The organism is Actinomadura physcomitrii (genome assembly GCF_008923205.2).
Classification (GTDB): domain Bacteria; phylum Actinomycetota; class Actinomycetes; order Streptosporangiales; family Streptosporangiaceae; genus Spirillospora; species Spirillospora physcomitrii.
The window spans coordinates 20,976-35,273 of record NZ_WBMS02000032.1 but is presented as its reverse complement, the minus strand read 5'-3'; the positions used below and the strand labels follow the sequence as shown (position 1 = coordinate 35,273).

The window sequence follows — 14,298 nt, the reverse complement described above, 5'->3', positions numbered from 1 at the left end:
GCGAGGCCCTCGGTCGGCCGTCCGGCGAACGGCTCGAGACCCACCACGTACGCACGGCCCCACCAGGGCGCCTCGCGGATCGCGCCGAGCTCCCGCCATACCCACAGGTTATCGCGGCGCCCATAACCACGACACGCCACAACTCAACGAGGGGCTTCGGCTGCTCGGGCCGTGGCTGCGGACGCCGCATCCCCGGCCTCTTCTCGTCACATGCCGACCGCGGAGCGAGCGCGTCCTTCCCACACGACCCGGAGGCCGGGCTGTCCCAGTCTGGCGTTCGCGCAACGGACCACAGCCCGCCGCCCTGTCCGACAGGACGCTGGTGGGAGCGGCGCAGTGCCCCTCGACGTGGCGGTTGTCGGCACTTGCGAGATGACGACGCGCCGCAGGGTGCAAGCAGCCGCTGGGAACGGACCGCCATCGACTGTGCGGGGTAAGCGGGCCGCTGGTTTCGCATTGGCAGGCCGATGGGGCCGAGGGGCGGGGGGCACCCTCGCGCACCGCCAACCACGGGCGCCGGGCAGCGGCTACCGGCAGAACCACCGCCGGTCAGTCGCCGCACGCTCCTGACGGACGGCCGCGCCAGGCAGGTTCGGTCTCCGCGCGGAGGCGAAGGCGCGGTGGTTGTAAAGTGGTCCGAGTTGTATCGGCAACGGTCTTCAGGGGACGGGTATGGCATCGGAAATCACCGGGGACTCGCCGAACCAAGACAAGCTCCTCCGGATCAACACGTACCTTCCCCACCCCGCCAGAGTTTATGACGCTTGGCTCGGCGGCAAGGACAATTACGCAGCCGACCGGGAGGCCGCCCAGGCCGGCCTGCAGGCGTTCCCGTCCACGGTCAAATCGGTGCAGGCGAATCGCGCGTTCTTGGCGCGGGCGGTGGAGTACCTGGTCGCCGAGGCCGGAATTCGCCAGTTCCTGGATATCGGAACGGGCCTGCCGTCCGCCAACAACACCCACGAGGTCGCCCAGTCGATCGCGCCCGAGTCCCGGATCGTCTACGTCGACAACGATCCGATCGTGCTGGCCCACGCCCAAGCGCTGCTGACGAGCTCGAACCCCGGCGTGACGGACTATATCGACGCTGACCTGCGCGACCCCGACCTGATCCTCCGCGAGGCCTCCCGCACTCTGGACTTCACCCGGCCGGTGGCGGTCATGCTCATCGCCGTGCTCCATTTCATTCCCGACGATGCCGACCCATACGCGATCACGGACACCCTGATGAAGGCGGTCCCGCCGGGCAGTCATCTGGTGGTGTCCCATACCGCCAAGGACATTTTCCCGGAGGAGATGGCCGTATTCGAGCGGACCATGAACGAGAATTCGACGGAGAAGGTCACGCTGCGCGACCGGGAACAGGTCTCCGGGTTCTTTCGCGGACTGGACATGCTCGAGCCCGGCGTGGTGAAGGTCTCTCAATGGCGTCCTCGATCCGAGACCGAGGCGTCCGCGCCCGCCGTCCTGTGGGGCGGAATGGCCGGCAAACCGGCCTGAACGCTCAGGCGTGAGGCGGCGGGCACCCTCGCCCGCAAAACACCAAGCTTCAACTCAAGTGGTGTGTCCGAGCGGACGCCGGGCGCTCGTCATCGGCGGAGAAGCGCTTGACCATCACCTCGCCGCGCGCCCCGTCCCGCCGGGCTGCCCCCCACGCCCGCCCGGACGGCCCGCCGGACCTGTGCTCGCGGACGCTCGAATCGCCAGGCCCGTCCTGCGGCGCTCAGGGCGCCAAGCCTGCCATGGTCAGACGAGAGACATCACTCAACGCTGTTGAGTCGTAACTTTACGTGTCCCGTAGTGTAAAATGCAGGTCAGGTGGAGGCGCGCAGGCGTCCGCCCAACCCGTCCCGAGCAACCAGCGGGTGTTGGCCGGACGTTGGGTGCCCAGCGGAGCCGGGGCAGCGTGCCCCCGGTGGCCCGCACTGGCCGACAGTGGTTACGCCGCTGGAAGCAGTCGGGTCCGCAGACCGATGATGAATCGACATAGCGGAAGGAGGGGCAGATGACCGTCAGGGTAGATGTCGAGCCCGACCTGCTGCGCTGGGCAGTAGGACGCGCCGGCTGGTCTGGCGCGACGATCGCCAAGCGCGCCCCTCGCTTCGATGACTGGATCACCGGGACACGGCCGACGCTCAAGCAGCTCGAAGATTTTGCCCACAAGACCCACACTCCCTTGGGTTACCTCTTCTTGTCCGAGCCGCCTGAAGAGCACGTGCCGATTCCGGATATGCGCACCTTGAGAAACCAGTCCGTCAGGCAGCCGTCCGCCGATCTACTTGACATTATTTACCAATGCCAGTCTCGTCAGGACTGGTATAGTGATTTTGCCGCCAGGCACGGACTTCCTGAAGTGGAGTACGTGGGTGAAGCGGACATGTCCACTCCCCCTGAGATTGTGGCAGACCGGATACGTCAGGTTCTCAACTTCGATGTCGGTGAACGTGCCGCCTTCACCAGTTGGGAAGACGCGTTGCGTCAGCTCATCGATCGAATCGAGGGAACCGGCATCCTGGTCATGGTCAGTGGGATCGTCGGCTCCGACACCCATCGGAGACTCGATCCGGAGGAGTTTCGAGGGCTCGCATTGGTCGATCCTGCGGCACCCCTCATCTTTATCAACGGCACTGACACGAAAGCCGCTCAGATATTCACCATGATCCATGAGCTTGGACATATCTGGCTCGGCCAGAGCGCACTTTCCGACGCTCCGATGGCAAGGACGAGCGAGCGGGACGTCGAGCTCTGGTGCAACCAGGTGGCGGCAGAGGTGCTCATCCCCATAGCGACTCTCCGGACCGAGTATCGCGGGCAGCCGACCGTCCGCGAAATGGAGCGTTTGGCACGCAAGTACCGCGTGAGCACGCTCGTAGTCCTCAAGCGAGTATTTGACGCGGGGTTCCTTCGGTGGGAGGACTATCAAAGACGCTACACGGCAGAACGCGATCGAGTTATCGATGCCATGAAGCGCAACAGCAATTCTGGTGGCGGCGGTAATTACTATTACACCCAGCCGCTTCGACTGAGTCGTCAGCTAGCGCGCGCCGTAATCGCTGATACGTTCGAGGGGGGCACTACGTTCCGCGAGGCCTACCGACTTCTCGGTACCAGGAAGCGGGAGACCTTCGACAAACTCGCCACCGAACTCGGATTCGGCTGATGTATCTGGTTGATGCCAACGTGCTGATCGAAGCCAAGAATCGATGCTACGCTTTCGACATCGCACCCGGCTTCTGGACATGGCTCGATCATGCACACGCGAACTCCCTTGCTTGCAGTATCGACAAAGTGCGCGACGAACTGCTGGACGGAAACGACCAGCTTGCCGACTGGGTCAGAGGTCGGCGCGACTTCTTCAGGACTGTTGACGAGATGGCGATGGCCGAACTCAAGCCGCTCACGCAATGGGCGACGACGCGCCAGTATACGCAAGCGGCCGTCAATACGTTCATCGGAGACACTGCCGACTGCTATCTCATTGCCTACGCGAAGGCCCACGGCCTTACCGTGGTGACACACGAGCAACCGCAACCAACTGCCAAAAAGCGCGTGCTCATACCAGACGCATGCGTCGCGATGGGCGTCACTACATGCGACACATTCGGCATGCTTCGCAGCACTAACGCGAGGCTGCACCTCCAAACACCTGAACATTCTAGTGATAGAGAGGCTTGAGTGACGCTGTCCGGCGTAGCGCGAGCCGTAATTTACCGCAGCTACACGACACACGAATTGGACCGCGTCATGACCGCTCGTCCTCCGGCCGCGCTGACCGTCCGCGCCCGCGAGATGAATCTCTACCGCCGTTACTTCGACTTGGTGGCGGCTGGGCGAAAGACCATAGAAATCCGAGTGCAATACCCCAACCTGCGAAAACTCGAAGCAGGAGACCACATCCGGTTCATCTGCGGTCGGGATGACGTTCTGACCCAAGTGAAGAGGGTTGCCCGATATTCCTCCTTCGAGGAGATGATCGACGCGGAGGGGCCGGCCAGAGTCAATCCCGAAAGCCCGCGCGACCAGCAACTTGCCGACATTAGCTGTATCTACGGGCCGGAGAAGGAGGCCTTGGGCGTCCTGGCCATCGAGATCGAACTTGTCCGCGCGGGCCGGCAGGACGTTCAACACACGTAATCGCAGACCCGCAGCCGGTCAGGTCGAACCCTCGTCATCATCATCGCCTTGCGGCGATGGCGTCCCGCTCGTTCCCGGCTCGGACGACACCTTCGCCGACCGCAGGGCACGGCCGCACCGTCGTCATCCATTCCCGTGGCGGCCATGGATCCGGCGAGAGTGGTCGCGGACCGGTCAGACGGTCAACTGCGCGCGTCACGCGATCAACCGCGGTGGCGCGGAGGAGGTGAGGATGGAAGGCATGTCAACGCCCCAGTCCTCGCCGCCGTCCACCGACACTCCGCGGCCCGGGTCCCCGGCACGGTCCGGCGGCTCGACGAACTGGTCACCGATCGTCGCGCTCGCCGCCGGGATCGCGGTACTCGTCGCCAGCGAGTTCCTGCCGGCGAGCGTGCTGCCCGCGATGGCCGCCGACCTCGGGCTCAGCGAGGGCACCGCCGGTCTGGCGGTCGCGGCGACCGCGGTCGCGGGCGCGTTCACCGCCCCGAGCATCGCGGTGCTGCTGCCGCGGACCGACCGGCGCACGGTCCTGACCGGTCTGCTGGTCGCGGCGGTCGTCTCGAACCTGGCGGTGGCGGTCGCCCCCGGTTTCGCCGTCCTGCTCCTCGGCCGGCTCGTCCTCGGCGTCGCCATCGCCGGGTACTGGTCGTTCGCGTTCGGCGCCGGAACCCGCGCCGTGCCGGGACGCGACAGCGTGGTCTCGACGTCCATCGCGCTGGGCGTGACCCTCGCGACGATCGGCGGCGTCCCGCTGGCGTCCCTGCTCGGCGACGCGGTCGGCTGGCGGCTGGTGTTCGGCGTCGCGGCGGCCCTCGGCGTCGCCGCCGTCCTGGCCGTGGCCCTGACGTTGCCGCCGGTACCCCCGCACCCGGCCGCCGGAATGGCGATGCTGCGGGCGGCGCTCGCCAACCGGTGGCTGATGGCCGGGGTGCTGGGCGTGGTCCTGGTCGCGTTCGGCAACTTCGCCGCCTACCCCTTCATCCGGGTCGCGATCGAGGACGTCGACGCGGGCGCCACGGTATGGCTGCTGCTGGCCTGGGGCGTGGGCGGGATGGCGGGCAACCTCGCCGCCGGGCGGTTCGCGGGACGGCTGCGCGCCGTGGTCGCCGCGGCCCCGCTTCTGCTGGCCGGCGGCCTGCTGGTCAGCGCGACCGCGCCATCCCTGCCGGTGCTGGCCGCGGGGGTCGTCGTGTGGGGCCTGGCCTTCAACATGGTCCCGGTCGCCACCCAGCTCTGGGTGACCCGCGTCGAGCCCGAACGCGCCGAGTCGGCCCTTTCGCTGCAGGTCACCGCGTTCCAAGTGGCGATCACGCTGGGGTCGGCGTCAGGAGGCGCGCTCCTGGACGCCCGCGGCGTGCAGGCGGCCTTCCTGCTCGGCACGGGGTTCGCCGCGGCGGCCGGGCTGCTTTTCGCCGCGCTGCGCGTCCCGCGCGGGTGACGGGTCCCGCCAGGCCTGCGGCGCGACGCCGTGGTGGGACGAGAACGCCCGGCTGAAGGCGGCGGTGGAGCCGTACCCGACGGCGGACGCGATGTACTCCACCGGACGCGAGGGGTCCGCGAGCAGCCGGCGCGCCTCCCGCATCCGGATCTCCCGGAGCACCTCCGCGGGTCCGCGGCCGAGCGCGCGGCGGAACCGCTCGCCCAGGGCGGAACGCGACAGATGGACCAGGCGGGCCATCTCCTCGACGGTCCACGGCTCGGCCGGGCGGGCGGTCACGGCGGCCACCACCGCGGTGACGGCCTCGTCGGGTGGTCCGGCGCCGCCGCCCTCGTCCTCCTGCCAAGAGGTGATCATCGCCGCGCCGATCAGGTTGCCGTAGCCGGCGGCGAACTGGGTCGATCGGCACGCACGTTCGAGCGGGCACTGCCTGACGAGCGCCACGATGCCGCCATGCCGGGTGCCGAAGCCGCGGACCACCAGCGGGCTGGGCAGCCGACGGACCGGGACGGCCATGCGCAGGTCCGCCACGACCAAGGCGGACTCCTCGTGCCGCTCCGACGCGGTGAGCCGGTGAGCGGTGCGGGCGTCGATGAGGACGGCGTCCCCCTCGGCGAGCGACTGCGCCTCGAACGCCGCCTCAAGCGTGAGTTCGCCCTCCAGCACCAGCGCCCACAGCGGGACCGGCGGTTCGGTGAGCACCGCGCCCGCCGGCAGCCGGACATGGTCCATGCCCGACATCTCCCACGCCGGTTCCGGGGAGGAGGTTCCGACGTCGTCCGCCCGTGAGAGGTCCGCGATGTTCGCCACGTGAGCTGAAGCGGATACAAGACGGCGGCCTATTCCCGCCCGTCCCGGATGGCGCCGGTCATTGGCCGCTGTCTCGTTCGACTCGGCGCCTACCGCCCTCGGCGATCTCCATCAGCATCAGCGCCGTGCTCGCCTCGATCGTCTGGCGTGGCGAGCGCAGGTTGAGGCCGCTGAGCGCCTCGATCCGGCGGAGCCGCTGGCTCACGGTGTTCACGTGCAGAGTGAGCCGCTTCGCTGTCGCGGTCCGGTCGAGGTCGCAGTCCAGGTACGTCCGCAACGTGCGCAGGAGCTCCGCGCCGTGGTCGGAGTCGTAGCGTGCGACGGTGCCCAGGGTCCGTTCGGCATAGCGCTTGAGGTGCGCGGGCTCCCCGTACCTCAGGAGGAGGCCGGCCGCCCCCAGATCGTCGAGCGCCACGATGCCGCCGGTCGCGCCGCTCGCCAGGGTGAGCCGCAGTGCGCCCACTACGGCCGTGTACGTCTCCGGGATGCCGTCCTCCAGCTCCGATGTCACGACGAGCGCGCCCGAGCCGGCGTGCCCCACGACCGCGCGCCGTAGCGTCTCCTCGCCGGAGGGGTGGCCGGGGTCGACGGGCCACAGTGCCACCACCAGGCCCCGTATCGCGGCGATCAATGGGCGAGGCCGGACGTGTGCGCTCATGCGCACCGCCGCGGATGCGGCACGCTGGATCGCTCGTTCCTTGTCCACGACGGCCATGGCGCCGCCGCGGGCCGCTGCGCTGCCCGGCGCCCCGCACGCGGCGGCGACCAGCAGCCGGTGGGGCGGTGCGAGGTCGTGGCCCAAGAGCGTGGCTCGCTCGTGGACCTGCGGCGAGCCCGGGTCGGCGCCGGCGATCAGGTCGGCCAGCAGGTCGCCGCGCACCTCCTGCTCCGCTTGGGCCGCTGTGCGCTTCCGCAGCATCTCGAGCGAGAGGACCACGGAGGCGTGCTCGGCGGCGCGGACGCCGAGCGCGTCCAGCCGCTCCGACATCTCCAGAAGCCACACGGTCGCGACGACCGACCCATCGAGGATCACGCTCACGATGACGTGCCGGCCGTCATCGTGCACCAGACCGCGTTCGCCAAGCGGTCGAGGTGCCGCCGCATCAGCCGCTGCGGGCACGGGGACTGCCCGAGTGGACGCGAGCGGGTCGCTGTCCGAGCCGGCCAGCGTCTCACCGAACGCGTCCCGGATGACCACGCCGCAGCCGAGGAGATCACGCAGTGTCGTGGCGATGCCCTGGACCCCTCCGGACCGCACCGCCACATCGAGCAGCTTGTTGTGGATCTCCTCCGATCGGACGATGAGCTCGTGCTGCGCCCGGAGGTCATCCCGGATCCGGCACGAGGTCAGTGCGATCGCGGCATGCTCCGCGAACAGCTTCATCTGCTCGACCTCGTCGGCGGTGAACTCGTGCGCGACGCTGCGATAGCTGTTCAGCGTGCCCAGGACGCCGGCCGAGGTCGTGAGGGGTACGGCCAGGATCGATCGATAGCCCTGCTCCTTGATGGTCGCCGTCCAGCCCGACTCCGGTTCCTGGTGGACGTCGCTCACGCCGCACGGCACGCCGGTCAGGTAGGCCCTGCTCGCAGGCGCTCCGGACGTCGTGTCCGGCTCGATGCGGACGGGACGGCTCGCGTTCACGCGTTCGACGTACTCGTCCGGGAGGCCGCTCACGCCCACGAGGTCCAGGCTCTGCCCGCTCGCGGAGGGAACCATGACACCGCACACGTCCAGCCCGAGCAGGTCCCGGGCCGTGGCCGCCAGCAGGTCCAGCAGCGCTCTCAGGTCGTAGCCGGCGTTGACGGCCGCGGTCAGCGACCCGAGCTGTTCGACCCACTTCTTCAGCGCTGAGTCGCTCCTGGCGTCCATCTGCCGAGTGTCGCCCGCGACATAAGCGGGGCGCAATCCATGGGACGACGGCCATTGCAGCGCCGGCGGGATGCCTGAGACGTTCGTCACACCTGCTTCAACCGGCTCCGGAACGGCATCGACCCGGCTGCCACCGACGCCTTGGAGGGACCCTTGAAGGTCATGCGTGCAGAGCCGCGGGCCGCCGATGACGGCCGGCGCGGCGAGCCGGCGCGGGCCCGCGGGCGGGCGCTGCTCGACGCCCTGCGCTGGGCGGAGCCCGGGGGCGTCGTGGTCGTCGCCGTCCTTGCCTGGGAGATCACCTCACGCGCCGGGCTCCTGCCCCGGAGGGACTTCCCGCCGGCCACGCGGATCCTCAGCGCCTTCCTGACCGACATCAGGCAGAGGGAGCTGTGGACCGGTGTCGGCGCGTCGATGCGCGCGTGGGTGCTGGGGATGCTGGTCATCATCGCGATCGGCGTGCCGGTCGGGATGCTCCTGGGGTCCTCCTCGGTCTCCTACAAGCTGACGTACCTGACACTCGAGTTCATCCGGACCCTGCCCGGCATCGCGGCTCTCCCCATCCTCATGTTCGCCTACGGCGTCGGGCAGCCACTGGTCATCTCGCTCGTCGTCCTGGCCGGCATATGGCCGCTGCTCATCCAGTCGATGTACGGCATGCACGACATCGACCCGGTCGCCGTCGCCACCGCCAAGGTCTACGGCGTCGGCAGAGTGCGGCGGTTCGCTCTGGTGGACCTGCCGAGCTGCGCGCCTTACATCGCCACCGGCCTGCGCGTCTCGGGGACGTTCGCGCTCATCTTCGCCATCGGGGCGTCCCTCGTCGTCGGCGGCCAGGGCCTGGGCGACGCGATGGCGGAGGCGGCACGCGTCGGTGACCGGTCGTTGCTGTTCGCGCGTGTGCTCGCCTGCGGCCTCCTCGGGCTCGGGGTGGCCCTGACCCTGCTTGCGCTCGAACGTCGAGCGCTCCGGTGGCACGCGTCCCAGAGGGAGGCCGCCAGATGAGGGCAAAGGCGGGGCATCTGCTCACGGTGCTCCTGCTGCCGGTCACGTTGCCGGTCCTGTGGTGGGTCGCGAGTTCTCGGAGCTCGACGCCGTACTACCCCCCGCTCCAGGAGATCCTTCGCGGCTTCCGCGCGGTCTGGACGCGCGAGCAGCTGGCCGGCGAGCTGGTGCCGAGTCTCGTCTCCCTCGTCGTCGGGTTCGCCGTCGCGGTCGCGGTCGGCGTCGGCGGTGGAGTCGCTCTGGGACTCTCCGATCGGCTGCGTCGCGACGTGCGGCCGCTCACGGAGTTCCTCCGCGCGATGCCGGTCGTCGCCCTCATCCCGATCGCGCTGGTCCTGCTCGGCCCCGGGATGCGCATGGAGATCGCGCTCATCGCCTTCGCGGCATGCTGGCCGGTCCTGGTCTCGACGGCCGACGGTGTCCGGGCGGCCGACGAGGTCATGCTGGACACGGCTCGGATCTTCGGGGTCCCTCCCCGAAGGCGGCTCATGCACGTCGTGCTGCCGGGCGCGATGCCCCAGGTGATGGCTGGTGCGCGGATCGCCGTGGCGGCGGCCGTCGGGACCATGGTGGTCGCGAACATGGTCGCCTCCAGCGCCGGCCTGGGCTACCTGGTCATCTCGGCCCAGCAGTCGTTCAACGTCATCGAGACCTGGGCCGGCCTGCTGATGATCGGAATCGTCGGTTCGTGCATGACGTCCGCGGTCGTCCTGATCGAGCGGTTCGTCCTTCGCTGGCACCGCCGGTGGCGCGCTCAGGACGTCGACACATGACGCGCCCGAGCACCGAACCGACCGTCATCCGCAGAAAGGAAGTCGCCGTGGCCGGCATCAGCGAGTCTCGTGAAGACGAGTTCCCGAGTACGAGTTCAGAGACCGCTCAGCAGCCCATCGGATCGACGATCGTGCTCGAGCCGCGCCATCTCCGTGTCACGTACGGCAAGGGAAGCCACGCCGTCACGGCCATCGCCGACATCACCTTCCAGGTGCGCGCGGGCGAATTCCTCTCCATCGTCGGACCGTCCGGATGCGGGAAGACCACGCTCCTTAAGTCGCTGTCCGGCCTGCTCCGGCCGACGTCGGGCGACGTCCTCGTGAACGGCACTCGTGTCGACACGGCCTCGCAGGGCCTTGCGATGGTGTTCCAGGAGTACACGAGGTCCTTGCTGCCCTGGTTGAGCGTGCGGGCGAACGTCGAGTTCCCGCTCCGCGGCTCCCGGCGCACGGACGGCCGCAAGGCGGTCGAGCGACGGGCGGACGAGGCGCTGGCCGAGGTCGGGCTGCACGGCGTGGGCGACAAGTATCCGTGGCAACTCTCGGGCGGGATGCAGCAGCGGGTGGCCATCGCTCGCGCCCTCGCCTTCCGCCCCACGGTGCTGCTCATGGACGAGCCGTTCGCCTCGCTCGACGCACAGGCCCGGTCCGACCTGGAAGACCTGCTCCTGAAGGTCCACCTCGAGACGGGCATGACCATCGTCTTCGTCACCCATGACATCGACGAGGCCGTCTACCTCGGCGACCGCGTGGTGGTCCTGTCGCACCGTCCGACCGAGGTCAAGGCGTCGCTGGACGTGGACCTCCCCCGCCCGCGCGACCAGATCGAGACCAAGACCCTGCGCCGTTTCGTCGAGTTGCGCACGGAGGCGCTGGGCCTGGTCCTCGCGGAACGTTCCACCGAGGCCCCGGCCTGATGCCGTCGCGCCCTGGTCCCCGCCGCTGACGCGGTGACCCGACTCCACGCCCCACCCAGGGATAGGACCCAGTTATGGCAGTGCTCAACCGATCCAAGGGCAGCTGGTCGCTCGCTGCGCTGGCTCTCGCCGTGGCAGTGGCGAGTGCCGCGTGCGGCAGCGGCGGCACCGCGATCACGAGCTCCGGCGGCGACGTCGTCGTGAAGATCGGGTTGCTTCCGATCACCGGTGCCGCCGGATTCCGGACGGCGCAGACCCGGGGCTTCTTCAAGCAGGAAGGACTCACGGCGACGCCGGTCAACCTCCGCACGCCGGCCGACGGTGTCCCGAACCTGCTCAACGGCAAGACGAACCTGGGGGCGCTGAACGTCGGGAACCTGGCGCAGGCGGTCTCCAAGGGCGTCGACCTGAAGATCATCGGCACCACGTACTACGCGAACAACGACATGTCGCTGTTCGCCCTGAAGAGCAGCGGCATCACCAAGCCGAAGGATCTCGAGGGAAAGAAGATCGGGCTGGTCCAGCTGGAGAACGTCAACCACGCCGCCCTGCTGGACTGGCTCACGCGGCACGGCGTGGACACCTCCAAGATCAAGTTCGTGCTGATCCCGGTGCCCGACATGCCGGCGGCGCTGCGCTCCGGCCAGGTGAACGCCGGCCAGGTTCTCTATCCCCTGGCGCAGACGATGGTGAACGAGGTCACCGCGATCGTTCCGGACATGATGGAGTCGTTCGGGGCCCGGCCGGTGCAGGGGTACACGATCGTCAGCGGCAGGTTCGCCGCCCAGCACCCGGACATCGTCGCCAGGATGCAGACGGCGCTGAAGAAGGCCAACGACCTGCTCGCGGCCGATCCGAACGCCACGGTCGCCGCGGCCCACTCGCTGACCGGCGCCCCCGAACAGCTCCTGCGCGCCTCCAAGCTGCCGGCGTTCGGCAACGACCTGAAGCTTCAGTCGTCCCAGGAGCAGGTCGTCCTCATGATGAAGTACGGCTTCCTCGACAAGAAGGTCGACCTCGCCTCCCTCGTCTTCCACCAGTGACTGGCGCCTCGAGAAAGGGCCGAAAAATGGAGATCGATTTCAAGGAAGACCGCGTCGGCGGATTCAACTACGAGCTCTTCAGGACGGTCAGCTCGCCCGCCGCGGAGATGGGCGAGACCCTCGCCGTCGCGGACCGGATCGAGGACGACGACACGGAGAGCTGGCTGAACGGATTCAGCCGGGCCGCGAAGCGGGTCCACGACCGTGCCGTCACCTACGCGGAGAACGGGTTCCCCGCAAGCGCCTCGCGTGCGTTCATGCGAGCCGGCAACTTCTACCGCGCCTCCATCTTCTACGCCCTGACGTCGGATCCTCGGCGCGAGGAGCACTGGCGGGTCAGCAGGGACTGCTTCCGCCGTGCGATGGAACTCCACTCGACGCCGGTCCGGACGGTGGACATCCCGTTCGGTGATGCCGGCCTGCCGGGCTACTTCTTCTCCGCGGGAGCCGGGCACCGCCCGACGCTGCTGGCGATCGGCGGGTTCGACTCGACCGCCGAGGAGGTGGCCCTGTGGATCGGGCTGGAGGCGCAGAACCACGGGTGGAACTGCCTGGTGTTCGAGGGCCCGGGCCAGTGGGGCGCACTGTACGACAACCCGGGGCTCACCATGATCCCCGACTACGAGCGGCCGGTCTCGGCGGCGATCGACTTCGCCGGGACGCTGCCCGAGGTCGACCCGGAACGGATCGCGCTCGTGGGCTACTCCCTGGGCGGCTACTTCGCCCCGCGGGCCTTCGCCTTCGACCGGCGCATCGCGGCGTGCGTCGCGAACTCGTTCATGCCCTCCATCGCCGAGCCGTGGACCTCGCTGTGGCCCCGGTCGCTGGCCGAGCTGAAGGGCGATGCGTTCGACGCGGCGTTCGCCGAGGTCGCCAAGACGAACCCCGGCGCGGCGTGGACCTTCGACCACGGGCAGTGGGCACTCGGGTTCGACAGGCCGTCGGGCTTCCTCGACATCTGGAAGGACTACACCGTCTTCGACCTGGCCGAACGCTTCGACCGTCCGTTCCTGAACATCTGCGGCGAATCGGAGCTGGCGAGGTTCAAGGAGGGGCGCGGCACCGCCGAGTGGACCAACCGGCAGCTGGCCTTCCTGGCCGACGTGCCCGGCTACTGCGAGGCGTACGTCTTCACCGACGAGGAAGGCGCCTCGACGCACTGCCAGATGGGCGGCATCCGGCAGGGCGCGGCGGTCACCATGTCCTGGCTCCAGAACGTGCTGGGCGACCACGCCGCCCGCGCCGATGAGAACGTCCGGCGCGGCAGCAAGGTCCTTCACCCCGACCTGGAGCGCGTGATGCGGAGCGTCTTCGGAGATCCGGTCGACGACGGCCTCAAGAAGCTCCTGGCCCGGCCCGCGGGCAGGCCGCTGGCGATCTGAGACGGGCCGGCCCGCGGCCCAGGCCGCCGGTCAACGCGATCCGGGGATCTTGCCCCGGATCAGCGGCCGTCAACCACTCGGTCACAGCACAAAGGGACACACGATGTATCTGACTCAGGGACTGCACCGGTCGGTGCAGCAGACGCCCGAGGCCATCATGACGGTCTGCGGCGACAGAAGACGCACCTTCCGGGAGGTGGCCGAGCGGGTGGCCAGGCTGGCCGGTGCGATACGCGGGCTCGGCGTGCGCGAGGGCGACCGGGTCGCGATGCTCGGGCTGAACTCCGACCGCTACCACGAGTACCTCCTGGCGGTGCCGTGGGCCGACGCGGTGCTGAACCCCGTGAACATCCGGTGGAGCCCCGCGGAGATCGCCTACTCCCTCAAGGACTCCGACACCAGGGTGCTGTTCGTCGACGACGCCTTCTCACGCATGCTTCCGGCCATCAAGGAAGCATGGCCCCCGCTATCCACCGTCGTCCACGCGGGCGACGGCCCCCTCCCGGAGGGCGCCGTGTCCTACGAGGAGATCATCGCCGCCAACGATCCGGTCGAGGACGCGCGGCGGGGCGGAGACGAACTCGCCGGACTGTTCTACACCGGTGGGACCACGGGCTTCCCGAAGGGCGTGATGCTGTCGCACGCCAACCTCCTCACGTCGGCGTACGGGATCGCCGCCAGCGGACTGGCCTTCCAGCCGCGCGGGACCTACCTGCACGCGGCGCCGATGTTCCACCTCGCCGACCTGATGGCCTGGAACGCCGAGATCCTGCACGGCGGCCGGCACGTCTTCATCCCGTCGTTCGAACCGGTCGCGGTGATGGAGGCGATCGAGCGGCACGCGGTGACCGACGCGATGCTCGTGCCGACCATGGTCCAGATGCTGATCGACCACCCGGAGATGTCCGAGTACGACCTCACCAGCT

The 14,298-nt window shown here is 68.8% G+C and carries 12 protein-coding genes and 1 pseudogene; 11 read left to right on the top strand and 2 right to left on the bottom strand.

All coding sequences use genetic code 11. The features are described 5' to 3' along the window. Positions 1-672 precede the first annotated feature (672 nt). The 5 genes from F8568_RS32105 (at position 673) to F8568_RS32085 (ending at position 5,572) form a co-directional block, all read left to right on the top strand. The gene (locus F8568_RS32105; RefSeq protein ID WP_151597443.1) at positions 673-1,500 is read left to right on the top strand and encodes an SAM-dependent methyltransferase; all 828 of its coding nucleotides are present in this window, start codon (positions 673-675) and stop codon (positions 1,498-1,500) included. Between the two features lie 505 nt (positions 1,501-2,005). After that, a complete protein-coding gene (locus F8568_RS32100) occupies positions 2,006-3,160 on the top strand; it encodes an ImmA/IrrE family metallo-endopeptidase (protein WP_151597442.1) in 1,155 nt (384 codons plus the stop codon). Further along, complete coding sequence (locus F8568_RS32095; protein ID WP_151597441.1) at positions 3,160-3,675, top strand: DUF4411 family protein; 516 nt, start codon at positions 3,160-3,162, stop codon at positions 3,673-3,675. The genes F8568_RS32100 and F8568_RS32095 overlap by 1 nt, the downstream gene beginning before the upstream one ends. Further along, positions 3,676-4,134 (top strand): ASCH domain-containing protein, encoded by a 459-nt coding sequence (locus F8568_RS32090; protein ID WP_328601116.1) that lies wholly within the window; start codon positions 3,676-3,678, stop codon positions 4,132-4,134. A gap of 241 nt (positions 4,135-4,375) precedes the next feature. Further along, positions 4,376-5,572, top strand: coding sequence for an MFS transporter (locus F8568_RS32085; RefSeq protein ID WP_151597440.1), 1,197 nt, complete (start codon positions 4,376-4,378; stop codon positions 5,570-5,572). Here the strand turns inward: F8568_RS32085 and F8568_RS32080 are convergent. Next, the gene (locus F8568_RS32080) at positions 5,459-6,304 is read right to left on the bottom strand and encodes an AraC family transcriptional regulator (RefSeq protein ID WP_151597439.1); all 846 of its coding nucleotides are present in this window, start codon (positions 6,302-6,304) and stop codon (positions 5,459-5,461) included. The genes F8568_RS32085 and F8568_RS32080 overlap by 114 nt on opposite strands. 136 nt (positions 6,305-6,440) lie before the next feature. Beyond that, on the bottom strand, positions 6,441-8,252 hold the full coding sequence (locus F8568_RS32075) for a helix-turn-helix domain-containing protein (protein ID WP_151597438.1): 1,812 nt from the start codon (positions 8,250-8,252) through the stop codon (positions 6,441-6,443). A gap of 162 nt (positions 8,253-8,414) precedes the next feature. Between F8568_RS32075 and F8568_RS32070 the strand changes: the two genes are divergently transcribed. From F8568_RS32070 to F8568_RS51210, 6 genes and pseudogenes are all read left to right on the top strand, one after another. Further along, positions 8,415-9,257: an ABC transporter permease gene (locus tag F8568_RS32070; protein WP_151597437.1), complete on the top strand. Its 843-nt coding sequence runs from the start codon at positions 8,415-8,417 to the stop codon at positions 9,255-9,257. Beyond that, positions 9,254-10,030: an ABC transporter permease gene (locus tag F8568_RS32065; RefSeq protein WP_151597436.1), complete on the top strand. Its 777-nt coding sequence runs from the start codon at positions 9,254-9,256 to the stop codon at positions 10,028-10,030. Before F8568_RS32070 ends, F8568_RS32065 begins: the two co-directional genes overlap by 4 nt. Further along, entirely contained in the window at positions 10,027-10,947 is a 921-nt protein-coding gene (locus tag F8568_RS32060; RefSeq protein WP_151597435.1) for an ABC transporter ATP-binding protein, read from the top strand. The genes F8568_RS32065 and F8568_RS32060 overlap by 4 nt, the downstream gene beginning before the upstream one ends. Before the next feature lie 74 nt (positions 10,948-11,021). Further along, positions 11,022-11,990 carry an ABC transporter substrate-binding protein gene (locus F8568_RS32055; protein ID WP_151597434.1) on the top strand — a complete coding sequence of 323 codons (969 nt, stop codon included), beginning with the start codon at positions 11,022-11,024 and terminating at the stop codon, positions 11,988-11,990. 26 nt (positions 11,991-12,016) lie between these two features. Then, positions 12,017-13,372 carry an alpha/beta hydrolase family protein gene (locus F8568_RS32050; RefSeq protein WP_151597433.1) on the top strand — a complete coding sequence of 452 codons (1,356 nt, stop codon included), beginning with the start codon at positions 12,017-12,019 and terminating at the stop codon, positions 13,370-13,372. 103 nt (positions 13,373-13,475) lie between these two features. Continuing rightward, positions 13,476-14,279, top strand: a pseudogene (locus F8568_RS51210) (AMP-binding protein); the annotation flags it as partial. Between the last annotated feature and the right edge of the window lie 19 nt (positions 14,280-14,298).